General features: G+C 37.5%; 12 protein-coding genes. 7 read left to right on the top strand and 5 right to left on the bottom strand.

The window, feature by feature from the left end:
- Positions 1-9 precede the first annotated feature (9 nt).
- The 5 genes from topA to ABJ974_RS01340 form a co-directional block, all read right to left on the bottom strand.
- Positions 10-2,541: a type I DNA topoisomerase gene (gene topA, locus ABJ974_RS01360; protein ID WP_419869605.1), complete on the bottom strand. Its 2,532-nt coding sequence runs from the start codon at positions 2,539-2,541 to the stop codon at positions 10-12.
- Positions 2,542-2,590: 49 nt separating this feature from the next.
- The gene (locus ABJ974_RS01355) at positions 2,591-3,739 is read right to left on the bottom strand and encodes a hypothetical protein (protein ID WP_419869604.1); all 1,149 of its coding nucleotides are present in this window, start codon (positions 3,737-3,739) and stop codon (positions 2,591-2,593) included.
- 156 nt (positions 3,740-3,895) lie between these two features.
- Positions 3,896-7,414, bottom strand: coding sequence for a T9SS type A sorting domain-containing protein (locus ABJ974_RS01350; protein WP_419869603.1), 3,519 nt, complete (start codon positions 7,412-7,414; stop codon positions 3,896-3,898).
- A 229-nt stretch (positions 7,415-7,643) separates the two neighbouring features.
- Entirely contained in the window at positions 7,644-8,783 is a 1,140-nt protein-coding gene (locus ABJ974_RS01345; protein ID WP_419869602.1) for an EpsG family protein, read from the bottom strand.
- Positions 8,780-9,787, bottom strand: coding sequence for a hypothetical protein (locus ABJ974_RS01340; protein WP_419869601.1), 1,008 nt, complete (start codon positions 9,785-9,787; stop codon positions 8,780-8,782). The genes ABJ974_RS01345 and ABJ974_RS01340 overlap by 4 nt, the downstream gene beginning before the upstream one ends.
- Positions 9,788-9,985: 198 nt before the next feature.
- On the opposite strand from ABJ974_RS01340, the gene ABJ974_RS01335 reads away from it, so the two are divergent.
- Genes ABJ974_RS01335 through ABJ974_RS01305 form a run of 7 tightly spaced genes read left to right on the top strand, consistent with a single transcriptional unit; the run spans position 9,986 to position 18,122 of the window.
- Positions 9,986-13,636 carry an MMPL family transporter gene (locus ABJ974_RS01335; protein ID WP_419869600.1) on the top strand — a complete coding sequence of 1,217 codons (3,651 nt, stop codon included), beginning with the start codon at positions 9,986-9,988 and terminating at the stop codon, positions 13,634-13,636.
- Between the two features lie 44 nt (positions 13,637-13,680).
- Positions 13,681-14,595 (top strand): dialkylrecorsinol condensing enzyme DarA, encoded by a 915-nt coding sequence (locus ABJ974_RS01330; RefSeq protein ID WP_419869599.1) that lies wholly within the window; start codon positions 13,681-13,683, stop codon positions 14,593-14,595.
- A gap of 5 nt (positions 14,596-14,600) precedes the next feature.
- Entirely contained in the window at positions 14,601-15,740 is a 1,140-nt protein-coding gene (locus tag ABJ974_RS01325) for a beta-ketoacyl-ACP synthase III (protein ID WP_419870938.1), read from the top strand.
- Positions 15,740-16,171: a hypothetical protein gene (locus tag ABJ974_RS01320; RefSeq protein ID WP_419869598.1), complete on the top strand. Its 432-nt coding sequence runs from the start codon at positions 15,740-15,742 to the stop codon at positions 16,169-16,171. Before ABJ974_RS01325 ends, ABJ974_RS01320 begins: the two co-directional genes overlap by 1 nt.
- A gap of 6 nt (positions 16,172-16,177) precedes the next feature.
- On the top strand, positions 16,178-16,621 hold the full coding sequence (locus ABJ974_RS01315) for an ABC transporter permease (RefSeq protein WP_419869597.1): 444 nt from the start codon (positions 16,178-16,180) through the stop codon (positions 16,619-16,621).
- A 47-nt stretch (positions 16,622-16,668) separates the two neighbouring features.
- Entirely contained in the window at positions 16,669-17,076 is a 408-nt protein-coding gene (locus ABJ974_RS01310) for a hypothetical protein (protein ID WP_419869596.1), read from the top strand.
- Positions 17,077-17,126: 50 nt separating this feature from the next.
- Positions 17,127-18,122, top strand: coding sequence for a BtrH N-terminal domain-containing protein (locus tag ABJ974_RS01305; protein ID WP_419869595.1), 996 nt, complete (start codon positions 17,127-17,129; stop codon positions 18,120-18,122).
- The last annotated feature ends 1 nt before the right edge of the window (position 18,123 follow it).

Genomic DNA, 18,123 nt, shown 5'->3' with positions numbered 1-18,123 from the left:
GCCTTTTATTTATTTTTTCTTGGCTGTTGTTGTTTTTTTCTTAGCAGCCGGTTTTTTCTTTTCTGCAAAAGCATTTTTATCCTGGTCTGTAATCCATTTTTTAACCTCATCCAGGGAAACGGTTTTCAGCTCTTCCGCTTCGTATTTGGTATCATCCTTTTTCTTTGGAATTTTAAACATTGTTTTTCCAAACTTAATGAAAGGGCCCCATCTTCCGTTTTCAATAGAAATTTTTTCTTTTTCCCACTGCTGAATGTACCGGTTGGCTTCTTTTTCAAGTTTAGCTTCGATGAGTTCATTGATATCGCTTTGGGAAAGATTATCAAAATCGTATTTTTTAGGAACATTCACAAAGATGCTTTGGTATTTAATAAAAGGGCCGAATCTTCCTGTTCCTTTGGTTACAGGCTCGCCTTTGTAGGTAGCAATCGGGGCATCCGCTTTTTTCTTTTCATTAATGATCTCTTCCGCTCTTTCCTGGTTTACAGATAACGGATCTTCTCCTTTCGGAATACTGATAAAAGTTTCTCCCCATTTTACATAAGGCCCGAATCTTCCTACTCCGATGGAAACTGTCTGACCTTCAAAATCATTTAAATCAAATGGCAGCTTAAACAGCTCCAGAGCTTCTTTCAGTGTAATGGTGGCAATATTCTGTCCTACCATTAAAGAGGCAAATATAGGTTTCTCCTCATCTTCAGTTTCTCCGATCTGGATCATAGGACCAAATCTTCCGATCCGTGCATGCACATTTTTACCTGTTTTAGGATCTACTCCCAATAGCCTGTCTCCCGTAGCTCTGTCGGCATTTTCTTCAACATCTTCTATTTTAGGGTGAAATTTAGAATAGAAATCCGTCATCATTTCTTTCCACTTCTGCTCTCCATTAGCAATTTCGTCAAAGCCTTCTTCTACTCTGGCTGTAAAGCCGTAATCCAGGACTTCTTTAAAATTATCGGTGAGGAAGTCATTTACCACTTCCCCTATGTCCGTAGGGATAAATTTATTTTTATCTCCTCCGAATTTTTCGTCTAAAACAACTTTTTTGATCTTGTCTTTCGCCAAAGTCATTTTAATTACTTCACGTGTCTGAGGTTCCACCTCTCTTTTAACTACATATTCTCTATTCTGAATCGTCTGAATAGTAGGTGCATAAGTAGAAGGTCGTCCTATTCCCAGCTCCTCAAGTTTTCTTACCAATCCGGCTTCCGTATATCGGGCACTTGGTCTGGTAAACTTCTCGGTGGCTGTAATTGTTTTATAGTTTAAAACTTCTCCTATGCTTACTTTCGGTAATAGTTTTTCATTGTTTTCCTCATCATCATCTTCTGTTTTTACAATTCCATAAGCTCTTAAGAATCCGTCAAAAACAATAACTTCTCCCTGAGCTTCAAACTGCTGGGGAAGCTTAGCATCTCCTATTTCAATAGTAGTCTTCTCAATTTTAGCATTGGACATCTGGGATGCCAGTGTCCTTCTGTATATTAACTGATATAATTTATTCAATTGGGCATCTCCGATACTTTTCACTCCGAAGTCGGTAGGACGGATCGCCTCGTGAGCCTCCTGAGCGGAAGCTGATTTGGTGGTATAATTTCTCGGAGAAGAATATTCTGCCCCATATTCCGAAAGAATCTGGTTTTTTGCGCCCTCAATAGCTTCCTGGGAAAGGTTTACAGAGTCGGTTCTCATGTAGGTAATATATCCTTCTTCATACAATCTCTGGGCGAGACGCATGGTAGTCGTCACGTTATAACCTAATCTTGAAGAGGCTTCCTGCTGTAAAGTGGAAGTAGTAAACGGAGCGGATGCAGAGCGGGTACCGGGTTTGGTCTCCACATTCAGAACTTTAAATTCTGCTGTTTTGGTAAGCTCTAAAAACTGTTCAGCTTCTTCTTCTTTCTGAAAGTCTTTTTTCAGTTTTGCAGAGATTTCCTGCTCTGCTTTATTAAGGAAAATTCCATCCAGCTTGAAACTGGCTTTAGGTACAAATTCCCTGATTTCTTTTTCTCTTTCTACAATAAGGCGCACTGCAACAGACTGAACTCTTCCCGCGGATAATCCGGGTTTTACTTTCTTCCAAAGAACGGGAGACATTTCAAATCCTACGATTCTGTCCAGTACTCTTCTGGCTTGCTGTGCATTTACTAAATTCTGGTCAATATCTCTGGGACTTTCTATAGCTTTAAGAATTGCATTTTTAGTAATTTCGTGAAAAACAATTCTTTTTCTGTTTTCCGGCTTGAGTTTCAGCTCGTCTGCCAAATGCCAGGCAATAGCTTCTCCTTCACGGTCTTCATCGGAAGCCAGCCATACGATGTCTGCTTTTTTCACCGCAGCTTTTAATTCCGCCACCAGCTTTTTTTTATCAGCAGAAACTTCATAGTCAGGGCTGAAAGTTTCAAGGTCGATTCCCATTCCCTTTTTCGGCAGATCACGAATATGTCCAAAGCTGGATTTTACTTCAAAATCTTTCCCTAAATATTTCTGAATTGTTTTTGCTTTTGCTGGAGACTCTACGATTACTAAATTTTTCGACATTCCTAGAATTTTTGCAAAAGTAAAGTTTTTTTATAATATAGTCTCCCTATCACATTTTATTTAACAGTTCTGTAGGAGCAATGAAGACTCTGTAGAAAATTCCCTCAAAAGTGAATCCCTTACCGGACATTTCGGAACGATAGATCAGGGAGAATATAATAATGAGCGATGTAACATAAAATTTCCCATCCACTTTAATCTTTTCAAAGCTCAAAACTGAATCTCCGTTTTTCAATGGCAGGGCAAATAGAATAATGATCATCATCATATGGATATACATCCATCTTCCCCAGTCTATTGCCAGGTAAAATAAAGGTATGGTGAACAGGAATGCCCCTATCAGTAATAAAGACAACAGTTTTTTGTAGTGTGAACATATGATATAATAAGCAATATGGAAAACACTTATAGCCAATGTGATAAAATACAATTTGTATTCATAAAGATGCTCTTTGATGTATTGTCTTTCATCCACATCCCAGAAAAATATTCCGTAAATCGGATGTACTCCACGTTGGCTGAGGATTTCCAGAGACTGCCCTTCATTGACGTTCTTCCCAATAATAAGGATAAGAGCCGCCGGAATAAAAACGGAAAGAAAGTACTTGATGTATCGTGTTAATTCAAATTTATCTGTCTTTAAAAAGAGAGCAATAGCGAAATAAGGAACATAAAATAAAGTTACTTCATGCAGTAAAGTACTTATACATAAGAGTAAACAGATACCCCATTCCTTTAGTTTTGATAATTTATCATTATCCAGCAGGTAAACGAAAAGAGTAAAGATTAAAAATACAATAAACTCTTTTTTTCCTACATAGGTTACATTATTCAGAAGACCCAGAAAGCCAATGGAAGACAACAGCAAAGAAAGGTATAAAAAAGAGGTTTCCTTATACCTGATAAGCTTGGTGTAATACCAAAAGAATAGGGAAATGATACTGAACTGAAAAAAATATACGATGTAATTGAGCCTCAGACCTGTAAGATCCTGTAATATAAAAAAGAAACTTCCTGAAAGTCCTCTTCTTTTAAAACCCCCGTCTTCATAATTGATCAGCCAGTCGGCCAGAATATATCCGTCATCTTTTAGATTATACACCAAAGTAAATGCCAGTGTATAGATGGCAGTGATAGCAATTAGAAAATAAATGAAAGTTTTGATATTAAAATATGGCAATATTTTTTTTAACTTCATTGTGTTCTTAATTTATTCATAGAAAGAAAAGAAACATAAAAAGCTTCCCAACTTATAAATTCATCATTTTTTTCAGCAGTCAAAAATAGGAATTTACGATTTGTTGTACACTATTTTTTATGTTTCTTTTCAATTGTTATGATTATTTTTAAACAATTATTGTTTCAAAATTTTCATTATAATGTCTGATTCTTCAATTCTTATCAAATAAATCCCGGCGAGCAAAGAAGACAGATTAGTCTTGCCATCAACAAACTTATCGGACTTTACAAGCTGTCCTGAGATATTATATATTTCATAAGCATAATCTTTATTTACGGAAGATTTAAGATATAGCCATTCTTTTACCGGATTAGGAAACAGTTTTATTTTATTTTCGGAGAGGTTTACTTCTGCTATTCTATCATCTACTCCCTCTTCTATCTCTGCAATTCTTGCAGTGCTTACAATAGATTTGGGGATAACTCCTTCTTCGTTTCCGGTAGCATCATTTTTAATTTTAACACAGCGGCAGCTCATTCCAAAATAGGGATCATTGTTATCATTGAAAGCAGTTTCACGATTGGCACTGGATGCTGCATCAAAAAGCATATTAATAGACCTGCCTATATAATTGGACGCTAATGCTGCGGTCCAAACTCCGGGATATTGAAAATTAATAAAATTATAGGTTCCACTTCCGGTCTGGTTAGCCGTTACACTCCTGAAGCCCCGTGATCCGGAATTAGGGTAATTACCGATCTTATAGCTTGCATTATTAAAAGTATAGCCTATAGTAGTTGTGGTACTCGGGTTTCTAACTCTTACTCCCAAATAATCGGAGGTTATACTGTAAGAAGTCGCTATCTTTTTATCTTTTTTGTACCATGGTGTTAATCCGTAGTCTTTATTGACTACGATAGCCACACCTATGACATCAGGAACTCTCCATCCTTCAGGACATGGATCAAATGGAGATTTTTCACCTCCTCTTCCCCATCTTTCCGCCATTATATTGGGCTCATTGGATATCCAGTCTGTTCCATTCGTAGAAGTAGGAGCTGCACTGTTATAAGTAGCAAAAGTACTTGGGGTCATATACACCAAAGGGTTTTTAATGGAATAGCCTAGTACTTTCTCTGCTTTTACCGATATTTTATCCGTGGATAAAACATTAGCATTGGCAGAATTTGTATACACATTATAAGGCACAATATAGCTTCCTGACAAATTATTATAAGTGGCATTGGTAAGGGTGGTATAGGTTACCGTTCCATTTGCCGCTACCGTTCCCAGATAGATACTGTATGAAGCTCTGTTATCTGCGTACTGCAAAGGAGGAATCGGGTCTTTTCTTCCCCATTGGTAATGAAATCCTGTAGAAGCTCTTATCTTGGATAATTCTGCTGAAGTGGGAGTCAATGGATTGGCTACTACAGGAAAAGCATCTGTTGCGCCTAAATTCCTATCCATAAATTCAGTCTGCAGAATGACATCTGCGCTATTTACATAATTAATATAATTAGTAACCCCTGCTACCGGCTGCTCAGTAGTATACACATATGAATTTACAGGAGTATCCGTTACCCAGATATGCCAGCTCCAATACACAGGATTACTGATACTTCCATTATGCAAGGTCACCACTGCATTTCCACTTTGGTTAGGCTTTATTTCTACTACAATTTTTGAAGTATTAAGCTCTGTCAGTGAAGAAGGAATAGGATTTGTAATAGAAATTTTATTAATTAAATTAGTATTAGTAGTCCAAAGTACATTAGGCTTTAGGTTATTATAATTGGAGGAATTAAGAATAGCAGTATTATTAAGCAACTGGCTCTGTACCGAAAACGCCTTGCTTACAGGAATTTCAATGGTAGATGATATACTGCTTTTGACAATTTGATACGTATTCGGGTTATCCATTCCTTCTTTATATTCTAAAACCGGATCCAGATATTCCGTAGGAAAATTATAATTATCCACAGTATACAACGGGTCTTTTACACACCGGCACCCATTGGCATCTGATGTTCCCATTCCTTCGGTAGGCATATACCTGTACATTCCTTTCACAGCAGGATAGGTAGAATCAGGCACTATCGGCTGGTCTTTATCGGGAATCATAAATAATGTTCTCGCCACAGTCGCAGGCGTTTCATCAAAATGCTTGGCCATCGTTGCTGTCCATAAACAGGTATGATGCTGATCGGTATACTGCCCTGAATGCACATTTCTTATCAGCTGTCCCGTTCCCGGGAAAACTCCCATATCATATCCTCCCACTTTGGATAAATCAAATCCGAAATTAGGATATACCTTAAATCCTTTCATATAATCCGGAACATTACTGTCGGTAGGTTTTATTTCATAGTAATCACTGGATTCAAGTTCATTTTTTCCCAGTTTTGTTCTTACTCCAAAAGGAGAAAAGTCGATCCGTATATCATCGATATAAGTAGGCGAGGCTAAATTGGCTACCAGCATTGACGGAACCCTCCATCCATTGGGACACGGATCGTAGGAAGACTTATCTCTATAGGGACGCGCACTATTATCATTGTTATAATTTTCCCCGATCAAGCCTTGTGAATTATCAGACCACAAATTCAGCTCCGGAAGCCTGCTATCTTTGAATTCTGAAGATTTCCCAAACCAGTTAACGGGTAAATTAACATTATCATTATAATATGCCGGGCCTGAATTATCATCTTTATTAATATAAATAAGGCTTAGAGGATTTTTTACAGAAGTTCTGATATTATTGGTTACTTCTGCATTTGACAGAAGGATATACTTTTTAAGGTCATCCAGCTTAACAGCATTGGTAAAATTCCTTGAGCCTATATGCCTTACCCGGCCAATGGATCCTGACACTTCATAGAAATCATTCCCCCGGAAAACCAAAGGAGGTATCGGGTCTTTTCTTCCCCATTGGTATAAAAGTCCTCCGTTTTTATTCCATTCGGTTCCTGTAATGGTATTACTGACCGCTCCCAGGTTCCGGTCCATCCATCCCCAGTCAGAATCCGGTATGAGCTCTACGGTTCCGTTATTTCTTTCCCTCTTTAAGGCATCAAAGCTTTTATATTGAGGGCCGTTGGTAGGATCATCCGTTACCCAGATATGCCAGCTCCAATAAATAGAATTATTCACTCTATATACGATCACTGCATTACCTTCTTTAGATTTATTGATAGGAACTCTTATTTTGGCATCCTGGCCGGATCCTACCAACTCAAGACCATACCCTGCTCCTGTCTTTATAAGCCCCGGTACATCTTCCCATAATACATCTGCCGAAGCAGTACCGGCAGGAATACTCTCCCCTCCTATATAAGGATCACCCGACCACATTGCATAAGCTTTTTTTACAGGAACCAATAATCCTTCATTACTGCTTGCAGGATCAAAAATATAACTATTGGGGGCTTTGGTCCAATCGGGAACAGCCAGCGGCACGTCAATGGAATCATTATCTTCTTTAAGAACTGATGAAGATACCGTTTCACTTTTTACAATTCTTTTCTGCTCCTTTATATTCCTGGGAATACTATCTGAGTTATTCACAATGGAATAAGTCTGAGTATTTTCCAACAAAAAAGAATCTTCTTTTTTTTCTAAACTAGTGGTAGCATAGATACAGATCGAGACGAGACTAAATAATGTCACTGAGTTTTTGATTAGCTTTTCCATATCCTTGAATTTTTTGTCTCTAATTCACAGCAATTTTCAAGCCTTTGATAAAAAAAAGCAATTTATTTTATAAATAACTAATTCATAATTAAATTATATTAAATAATATTTATCAAAAACAACAATACAATACAAAAGAGAAACACACCGTATTCATCGCCATAATCACTAAAAAAGGACCATACATTAACAGTGTGGTCCTTTTACTATTTTTTAGTTTAAATTTTTTTTATGGCAGTAAATGATTTTTATAAAGATCAATGGTAAATTTCCCCGCCGTAATGTTTCTAAAACTTGCAAATACGACAAAATTAAAGATGACCAGAGCAATTATAAAGGTATGGATCATCCTCTTACCATTTTCCGAGACGACGTACATGGCATTCGGAATGATTATATAAGCGAAACCAATAAAGGCTCCGGCAAGCCTGGACGAGAAGATCGGGTTATTTCTAAAAATAAAATAGAAGCAAATCCCCAAAACAGCATATGTCCGGTGATATTCATAATAAGGGTACTTCTCCACCATCTTCGTATCAAAAGCAAACAAAAAGAAGGTAAGGATCACCATCATGGCCTCGGGGATACCAAATCCCCCGTTCAGTCTTTCTGTTGATTCATCAATATATCCGTTAAACCCTATGGAAAGGGTATTATCTGCCGCAATACTATTCATAAAGTTACCAAAGAACCTATAGACCTCAAACGGAGACAAGAAAATGGAAGTAATAATAAGAACAAGCATTACCGCCTTATTCAAAGGAACACGCACCAGCCAGTACATCGGTAAAAATATGTAGCAGACATTATGGATACCTGCCGCCAAATAAATACAGAGAAGATAATAAAACAGTTTTCTTTCTTTTATATACCGGATCCCAAAATAAACGATAAAAGACCCCAAATTCTGACGTATCTGCCCACTTTCCCCAATGAAAAAGCCGGGAATAAACATGAAGGCAATGAAAGTAAAAGGATAGAAAGTATTATCATCAATATATTCGACCTTGAAAAAAATCGCCAATGCCGCCACGACCAGCGTCAGCATATAAAACGGCGCGTTGAAAATATTCAGCAATACTTTATTGATCAGTACGAACAACCATTCCAGCTCCATAGGCTGGGGACCATCCAAAGAAAGAGCCTTTAAAAAGATACTTACATAATCCTTGGTGTCAGAATAGATATATATCCCCCGGTAACTCCCGAAATCAGGACCTACATTATCCCGGAGTCCCGCTATGATAACCAGGTATATTCCCAGATAATACAACCACTTTTTTTCAACTTTATTGCCATATACCTCCTGAAAGCTAAAGTATAGCATATAGATAATTGCAATGATATAATATGGGTGTAATAAACTCATGAATTAGAAGGTATAATGTTTTTAAACTGATGGGAAGCTACTGCAAATCCTGTAAGAATCAACGGTAAGAAGAGCCTTGCCTCCCAGAAAATCCCCACTAATGTAATCATTAAAAGATAGGGAGATGAGAAAAACAGATATTTTTTTAATACCTCTTTATTATCTTTCTCACATAATTTATAGGTTAAATAAAACCCTATCGCACCGAATAATAATCCGGCAAGATTATATGGACTCGTAAAGTTTTTCACAATGTAAATCCCCTCGAAAAAAGAAGCATCCTGCCTGATCATCAGCCTTAAAATAATATAAGGAACGATAAAGGAAATCACCAGAAACAAAACTTCCTTCCAATGGGTAACCTTTCCTTTTGTCAGCTCTTTCAGGCTGATGAATAAAGCACCGAAAAAAGCAATATTCAGACATGCCGTTTCTCTTACAAATGTTGACACCACAATGATAAGACTTAAGCCTATAAGATCTTTATTCTTTCTAAAATGAAAATATCTAAGGGTAAGCAGCATTCCCCAAACATAGAAGAAAATAGCAATAGAATCACAGTTGGTAGGTACATACTGCACAATCACCATAAAAAATACTGCCAGCAGATGAACCACTCTTCTTATATTGACATTTAAAAGGATTTTTGCCGTATTAAATTTGAAAATCGTATTGAGAATAATAGAAGAAGCTATAAAAAAAACTACATTGATCAGAAAAGTACTGTGATAGAATAAAGTTCCGTTCTTTAATAAAAAGCTTTTTGTAAAAGGTAAAAAATGATCTACTGCATAGGTAACAGCTTCCGTGACATGTACACTCAAAAAATTAGGAATAACGCGGTAAGCATAGACCGAGGAAAACATAAAATCCGGTGCCTTTTCCATGTCTTTCATCCCTATATAGGAAGATTCAAAGCCATAATAAGACATTAAGAAAAGTAAAAATGGGAATATTATAACCAATAAAATTCCATTTATTTTTTCATCAAATATTTTAAACATATTACCTAGATCTTTACTTAAGATGTGTTTTTATTTTAAATGCATTTCATCTATGGGAACTTTGCAAAAGTAGAGGTTTTTTCTTTTCACATGAAATATTTTATTGATTTTCAGTAAAACTTCTTTATCAAAACTTTTAAACCAAGACTTCATCCATATATTATATGAAAAAATTAAATTTGCAATCCAGGAAGAAAGATGCACCGTTTTTTTATATTTTTATATTATCTGATTGCTAAAAACAAGCTTTTATCCACAGTAACAGCGCTGGGGATCATGGCTATATCCTTATTTTTCGCATCGAAAATTAACTTTGAAGAAGACATCAATCAGATTATTCCTAAAAATGAAAAATCCGATCTTACCGCTAAAGTTCTTAAGCAGCTCAATTTTTCAGATAAGATTATTGTAATTATTGAAAACAAATCCGGTGAGGACCATTTCCAACTCTCTGAAACCGCCAGTCTGTTTCTTACCAAAACAGAGCCGCTGCAACGGTATATCCATTCCATACAGGGAAAGGTCAATGAAAATGAAATATCCGAGACTTTCGACTTTGTGAACCAAAACCTGCCTCTTTTCCTGGATCAGGAAGATTATCAGGTCATATCCCAGAAAATACGACGGGACAGCATAAGCCGGCAGGTCGAAAACAACTATATCTCACTGGTCTCTCCTACCAGCCTTGTAACAAAGGAATTTATAAAAAAAGATCCTCTTGGAATAACATTTCTCGGAATAAAAAAACTCAACGCCCTCAATATCAGCAATGATTTTAAACTGGAAGACGGCTTCATCGTAACCAAAGACGGAAAAAACCTCCTTCTTTTCATCGATCCTCAATATAAAAGCAACGATACCAAAAACAATGAAGCTTTTGTGGATCAGCTTAATGAGATCAAAGATCAAATCAATAAAGAATTTAAAGGAAAAACGGAAATCAGCTATTTCGGTTCTCCCGTTATAGCAGTAGCCAACGCCCAACAGATCAAAAAAGATATTCAGAATACAGTTATCATTTCGATGACGGTGCTGTTGGTTCTTTTAATTTATTATTTCCGTAATCTCTTCACTCCGGTTATCGTTTTTCTTCCAACATTGATATCCGTTCTGCTAAGCCTTCTTGTGCTTTATTTTATTAAAGATAAAATTTCGGCTATTTCTTTAAGTATCGGTGCCATTTTAATCGGGATCACCATAGACTATGCCCTGCATATTCTCACCCATTACAAACACAACAACAATATTGAAGAGCTTTATAAAGAAATCTCCCAACCCATTATTTTAAGCAGTGCTACCACGGCAGTTTCATTCCTCTGCCTGGTTTTTGTACGTTCCGAGGCCTTAAAAGATTTAGGATTGTTTGCTTCTCTGACTGTAATGCTGTCCTCTATTTCTGCACTGATCATCGTACCTCAGCTTTACCACCCGAAAGAAAGCAAGACAAAGCCCAACACGAATTTCATAGATAAAATAGGCTCTTACCCTTATGAAAAAAACAAACCTCTTATTATAGGTTGTTCTTTGGTTATTATAGCCTGCTTATTTGGTTTCCGGCATGTCGGGTTCAATGAAAATATCGGGGATCTCAATTATATCCCGAAAGAATTAAAAATCAGTGAAGCTAAACTGGAGAAATTGTCAGATATCACCTCAAAGTCCATTTATACTATTTCCTACGGAAATTCCTCAGAAGAAGCTCTTGAGAGCAATACAAAACTGAACACTTTCCTTGAAAAAGAAAAACAGGAAGGTAAAATACTAAGCTACAATTCTTTAGGAAACATCGTCCTGTCCCAACAAGACCAGCAGACCAGAATAGAAAACTGGAAAAAATTCTGGACTCCCGAAAGAAAAAACCAAACCAGTGCGGAGCTTATACAAAGCGGTCAAAAATTCGGGTTTAACAGTAATGCTTTTGATAATTTTAATCATCTGCTCAATAAAAATTTCTCTTCCTTAACCTTACAGGACTATGAAAAAATAAAAGCGCTCCAACTCCCTGAATTTATTAGCAATGAAAAAGGATTCTACACCGTTTCTACCATTGTAAAGGTCAACGAAGGTAAAAGAGACGCCTTCATAAAAGACATTGAAAAGAAACATGATGTGCTGGCTATAGACCGTCAGCAGATGAATGAAAACTTTCTGGGATTACTAAAACGGGATTTCAATACCCTGATCAATTATTCCCTTTTAGCCATTATCCTTACCATTATTGTTTTTTTCCGGAATTTTGAACTGTCCGTTCTCACTATGTTCCCTATCATTTTAACAGGGGTGGTAACCGCGGGAACCTTATACTTCTTCGGGCTGGAGCTGAATATATTCAGCACTGTGGTCTGCACCCTGGTATTCGGAGTCGGCGATGATTTCAGTATCTTTCTTACCAAAGCCATGCAGAAGGAGCATACCACGGGGAAAAATGAGCTTCCCACTTACAGGATTTCTATTATTTTAGCTGTTTTTACGACTATCCTTTCTATCGGATCTTTAATTTTTGCCAAGCATCCGGCTTTGCATTCTTTAGCTTTGGTTGCCCTGATAGGAATGTTTTCGGTAATTATTATTACTTCCACCTTATATCCTTTCTGGTTCCGGTTATTAATTATTAACCGTTCAAAAAAGGGGCTCTCTCCTGTTACTTTCAGGTTGCTTATCCATTCTTTTTTTTCCTTTCTATATTATGGTGTAGGTGGCTTCAGCTTCTCTTTCCTCGGAGCCTTCTTTGTTAAAAGATCCAAAGGAAAAACCCTTGACCTGATCAAACTATTCATCGCTAAATTCCTTACTTCCGTACTATACACCAATCCGTTCGTAAAGAAAAGAATCATTCAGAACCCACAGGAAGATTTCAGCAAACCTGCTGTAATTATTGCGAACCACACCTCTTTCCTCGATACACTTGCCCTGGCTATGGCCAATCACAAAATCATCTATCTTGTTAATGACTGGGTGTATAATTCTCCTATTTTTGGAAGACTGGTAAAGGCCTTAGGCTTCTATCCGGTATCACAGGGGATAGAAAAAGGCATGGATCAGCTGAAAGAAAAAATTAATCAGGGCTATTCCCTTGTTGTCTTTCCTGAAGGGGAGCGTTCCTATACCAATGACGTAAAACGGTTTCACAAAGGAGCATTCTATATTGCAGAGCAGTTTGGGCTGGATGTGCTACCCATCTATATCCATGGGAACTCCGAGGTACTGCCAAAAGGAGATTTTATCATTTATGACGGAAGCATTACCGTAAAAGTAGGAAACAGGATTGATAAGGAAGATGCAAGTTTCGGAAAATCCTATACGGAAAGAAGCAAAACAATCAATGCGTATTTCCGAAAAGAGTTTGCTTTACTCCGAAATGAAATTGAGGATGAAAATTACTTCAGGAAAAAATTGTTTTTAAGTTTCCTTTATAAAGAAAATGACATTGTAAAAAAAGTAAAAGAAGACTTTGAGCTGAATAAATCCGTTTACTACGAACTGAATAAGCATATTCCCAAGAATGCAACCATTCTGCATATGGCGGATGATTACGGCCAAAAAGATGTCTTATTGTGTCTGTATCAGGCTGGCAGAAAAATTTTCAGCTTAATAAAAGATCGGGAAAAACGGGAAATTGCAGAAAATAATTATATCGTAAAAACCCGGAAAATCTCTTATCTTAAAGATATTTCTATGGTAAACAAGAATATTGATGTACTTTTGGTATCTGATCCTGCATTCAGTATCAGTAACATCAATCACCTACCTGAAATTATTATTTTTATGAACGTAAAAACTTTATCATTTCAAAATAATGAATATAGTTTAACCTACCAATCAGAATCAATAAAGATATACAGAAAGTAATTGATTAATTTGAAAAACATATTTTTGTAAACAATACAACTTTCATGCAGAAGAATATACTTGTCATTTATTACACCCAAACCGGGCAGCTGGGCGAGATTGTAAAGAATATAGCCAAGCCTTTTGAAGACAAAAAGGAGGAGTATAATGTGACGTATTATAACATTCAGCTCAAGGAAGACTTTCCTTTTCCATGGCCAGGCGATGTATTCTTCAATACCTTTCCGGAATCTTATCTTCAGATCCCCAAAGAGATTCTGCCCCCTCCGGAAGATGTCCTGAACAAAAAATTTGACCTCATCCTGTTCGGCTATCAGGTATGGTATCTTACTCCATCCATTCCTGTTATTTCATTCCTGAAAAGCGGATATGCGGAAAATATCCTGAAAGACACTCCGGTAGTAACGATTTCCGGAACACGAAATATGTGGATGCTGTCCCAGGAAAAATTAAAAGTCTATTTAAAAAATATGAATGCCAGGCTGGTGGGAAATATCGCCTTGGTAGACAGACATGACAACTATACCAGTGTTCTGACTATTTTAAGATGGCTGACCACCGGACAGAAGGAAAAATCAGGGATGCTTCCGGCCGCAGGAATTTCAGATGAAGAAATCGCCGGAGCCGGTAAATACGGTGAGATCATAAGAAAACATATGGAACAGAATGATTTTACTCCTCTTCAGCCGGACCTGGTAAAAAATGGTGCAGTTGAGATCCGCCCCTTCCTCGTAAGAGTAGAGAAAGTAGGAAATAAAATCTTTACCGTTTGGTCCAATTTAATTATCCGAAAGAAAGAAAAACGCCCTATGCTGGTTAAGCTTTTTAAAGTATACCTTATGGCTGCAATATGGGTGGTCTCACCTGTTGTTTTGGTCTTTCACATACTATTGGCACCTGTTTTACGATTTAAAAGACAAAAAGAAAAAAAATATTTACAAGGAATTAACTTAAAATAAAAATGATGCAAGACGTATATATCACTAAAGCTTCAACTTTTTTACCCAATGACCCCGTTTCCAACGAAGAAATGGAAACTTATCTTGGAATGGTGAATGACGCTCCCTCCAAAGCGAGAGCCCTTATCTTAAGAAATAATAAAATCACGACAAGATATTACGCATTAGATAAAAACAGCCAGCCGACCCATACCAATGCCCAGATTACGGCTAAAGCCATCGAAGGGCTTTTTGATAACAACTTTACAAAGGATGACATGGAGCTTTTATCCTGCGGAACCACTTCTGCAGATCAGATCCAGCCGTCACATGCATCTATGGTTCATGGCGAGCTTAAAACCGGTAAATCTATTGAGATCAATACCTCCACAGGACTTTGCAACTCGGGAATGAACGCTCTCAATTATGGCTATTTATCCGTAAAAGCGGGGGTAAAACAAAATGCAGTCTGTGCCGGTTCTGAAAGGTTTTCTGCCTGGATGACCGCGGATAAATTCAACCATGAAGCTGAAAATTTAAAATTACTGGAAGAAAGACCTATTATCGCCTTCAAAAGAGAATTTCTGAGATGGATGCTTTCTGACGGTGCCGGCGCTTTCTTATTACAAAATAAACCGAGAGAAAACAGCATTTCATTAAAAATAGAGTTTATTGATTTCTACTCGTACGCCCATGAGATTGAAGCCTGCATGTATTCCGGATGTGAAAAGCAGGAAGACGGAAGCCTTAAATCCTGGGCTGACTACCCTTCCGATGAATGGCTGAAACAATCTTTATTTGCCTTAAAACAGGACACTAAAATCCTGGATCAGTATATTTTAGTAAAAGGAGCTGAAAGTTTAAGAGCCTCTTTTGATAAGCATAATTTGGACCCGGAAAAAATTGATTATGTATTGGCCCACATTTCCTCAGGTTATTTTAAAGAAGGTCTTAAAGATGAGTTTGCCAAAAAAGGCATGGACTTTCCAGCAGAAAAATGGTATTATAACCTCTCCGAAGTAGGAAACATCGGTGCCGGATCTATTTTTATCGTATTGGAAGAACTAATGAATTCTGGGAAGCTTAAAAAGGGCGAAAAAGTTCTTTTATGCGTTCCTGAAAGCGGAAGATTCTCCTACTCCTGTGCTTTATTAACCGTATGCTAATGGAAATCAGCCTTCCCATATCCGATAAGAGCTTTATAGAAAGTCTCATTCCCCAGCGTGATCCCTTCGTAATGGTGAATACCCTCACCGAATACACCGAAGATTCCCTGAACTCCGCATTTCTTATCAAAGAAGAGAATATTTTTGTTCAGGGAGAAATTTTCCATGCTGCCGGAGTTATCGAGCACCAGGCCCAGAGCGTAGCTTTGCATACCGGCTATAAATATTATTTATCAGGACAGGAATCCCCCACCGGATATATAGGTGCCATTAAATCTTTTGAATCTGTGGCATTGCCCAAAGTAGGTGATCTCCTGGAAACCGAAGTCAGCATTATCAATGAAGTGATGGGCGTTACCTTAGTAAGCATCACCACCAGAGTAAAAGGAAATATTATCGCCACTTCCCAAATGAAAACAGTTGTAAAATAATCGTTCATGGAAGCAAAAGGAGTACAGAAAATCAATATCCACAATTTTTTACCCCATCGCAAACCTATGCTGATGGTGGATTATATCCTGGAGCTTACCCAGGAAAAAGTCATTACTTCTTTTGAAATAAAAACCGATAATATTTTTGCTCATGACGGCAGGCTGACAGAAGCAGGATTAATTGAAAATCTCGCCCAGACCTGTTCCTCTATTTTCGGACAAAGTTTCTTTGAAAATACGGAAGCAGATACCAAGGTGATAGGCTTTATTACCAATATCAAGAAAATTGAAATTTTTGCTCTTCCTGAAATAGGGAAAAACATTATTTCAAAAGCCGTTCTTATTTCTCAGTATGAAAACATCTGTAATATTTCCTGTGAAAGCTTTTATAATGAGAATTTATTGGTAAGAGCGGATATTAATTTATTCATTCAAGAAGTTCAACAGTGAAACCCTGATTTAATCAAGGCTTACAAATAACCCTTACAATTAAACGGATGAAAAAGCAAGATCTTCCCCAGGACGAAAGTAATATGAAAACGGCGAACATGACCGAAGTTCTCTACGTTACCGACGATAATGACAACTATACCACCGCCAACAGCATTGGCTGGGAAGCAAAAAAACTGGCGCTGGATGAATCCATGGCATTAATTCAGGAAAGAATAGAAGAAGCCAAACAACAGGTAGCCAATAATATAGTAAGTCCTATTATATATTTTATGGAGGTGAACAAAATGGACCTGAGCGTCCTTGCATCGTATGTAGGAATGTGGAAATGGCGTGTAAAAAGACATACAAAGCCCAATATATTCAAAAAGCTGGATGACAAGGTGTTAAAGAAATATGCAGACACTTTCGGGATTACAGTAAACGAACTAAAAAATTTTGACGGAAAAGCATAAAACATTGCATATTTTTTGCCTATTTTATGCCCCAAAAAGAAAATATTAAAATGAAGCTTGATTTTGAACATCATCAGACCGCCCATTGCGAGAATGGTGTTGCCTCCAATTTATTACTTAATAAAGGAATAAAAATAAGTGAACCTATGATTTTCGGTATCGGTTCAGGTTTGTTTTTCGTATACCTTCCTTTTCTTAAAGTTAATTTTGCGCCTGGTTTCAGCTACCGTCCCATGCCGGGAGCCATTTTCAGCAAAGCGGCCAAACGGCTGGGAATAAAAATCAAAAGACAAAAATTTTCAAATCCTAAGGAGGCTCAGTCAGCTTTAGAAAAGAATTTAGAAAACAAGATCCCAACAGGATTACAAGTAGGTGTTTTCAACCTCGCCTATTTTCCGGAAGAGTATAAATTTCACTTTAATGCCCATAACCTTGTGGTATATGGGAAAGAAGACGGAAGATTCCTCATCAGTGACCCTGTGATGGATTATACCACCTCTCTCTCCGAAGAAGAACTGGAAAAAGTGCGTTATGCCAAAGGGGCTCTTCCTCCTAAAGGACATATGTACTACCCCATCTATATTCCGGAGGATATTCAGCTGGAAGAAGCTATTAAAAAAGGAATCCGGGACACCTGCAAAAATATGCTGGCACCTGTTCCCATTATTGGAGTAAAAGCTATACGGTGGGTAGCCAAAAGCATCCCGAAGTGGGCAGAAAAAAAAGGAACTAAAGTTACCAACCACTATTTGGGACAGCTGATCAGAATGCAGGAGGAGATCGGTACCGGCGGCGGCGGTTTCCGGTTTATTTACGGAGCCTTCTTACAGGAAGCTGCTGAAATTCTTAAAAATCATGAATTAAGAGAACTGTCTAAAGAAATAACCGCAATAGGGGATCTTTGGCGCGATTTTGCGGTGGACATCGCCCGCGTATATAAAAACCGGAATTCAAAAAGCAATATTTATCAGGAGCTTTCAAAATCCATGCTGCATATTGCCGATCTGGAGGAAGCTTTTTATAAAAAACTGAAGAAAGCAATTTGAG

Source organism: Chryseobacterium sp. CT-SW4 (assembly GCF_048572715.1).
Taxonomy (GTDB): Bacteria; Bacteroidota; Bacteroidia; order Flavobacteriales; family Weeksellaceae; genus Chryseobacterium.
This window is presented reverse-complemented; position numbering and strand designations above follow the sequence as displayed.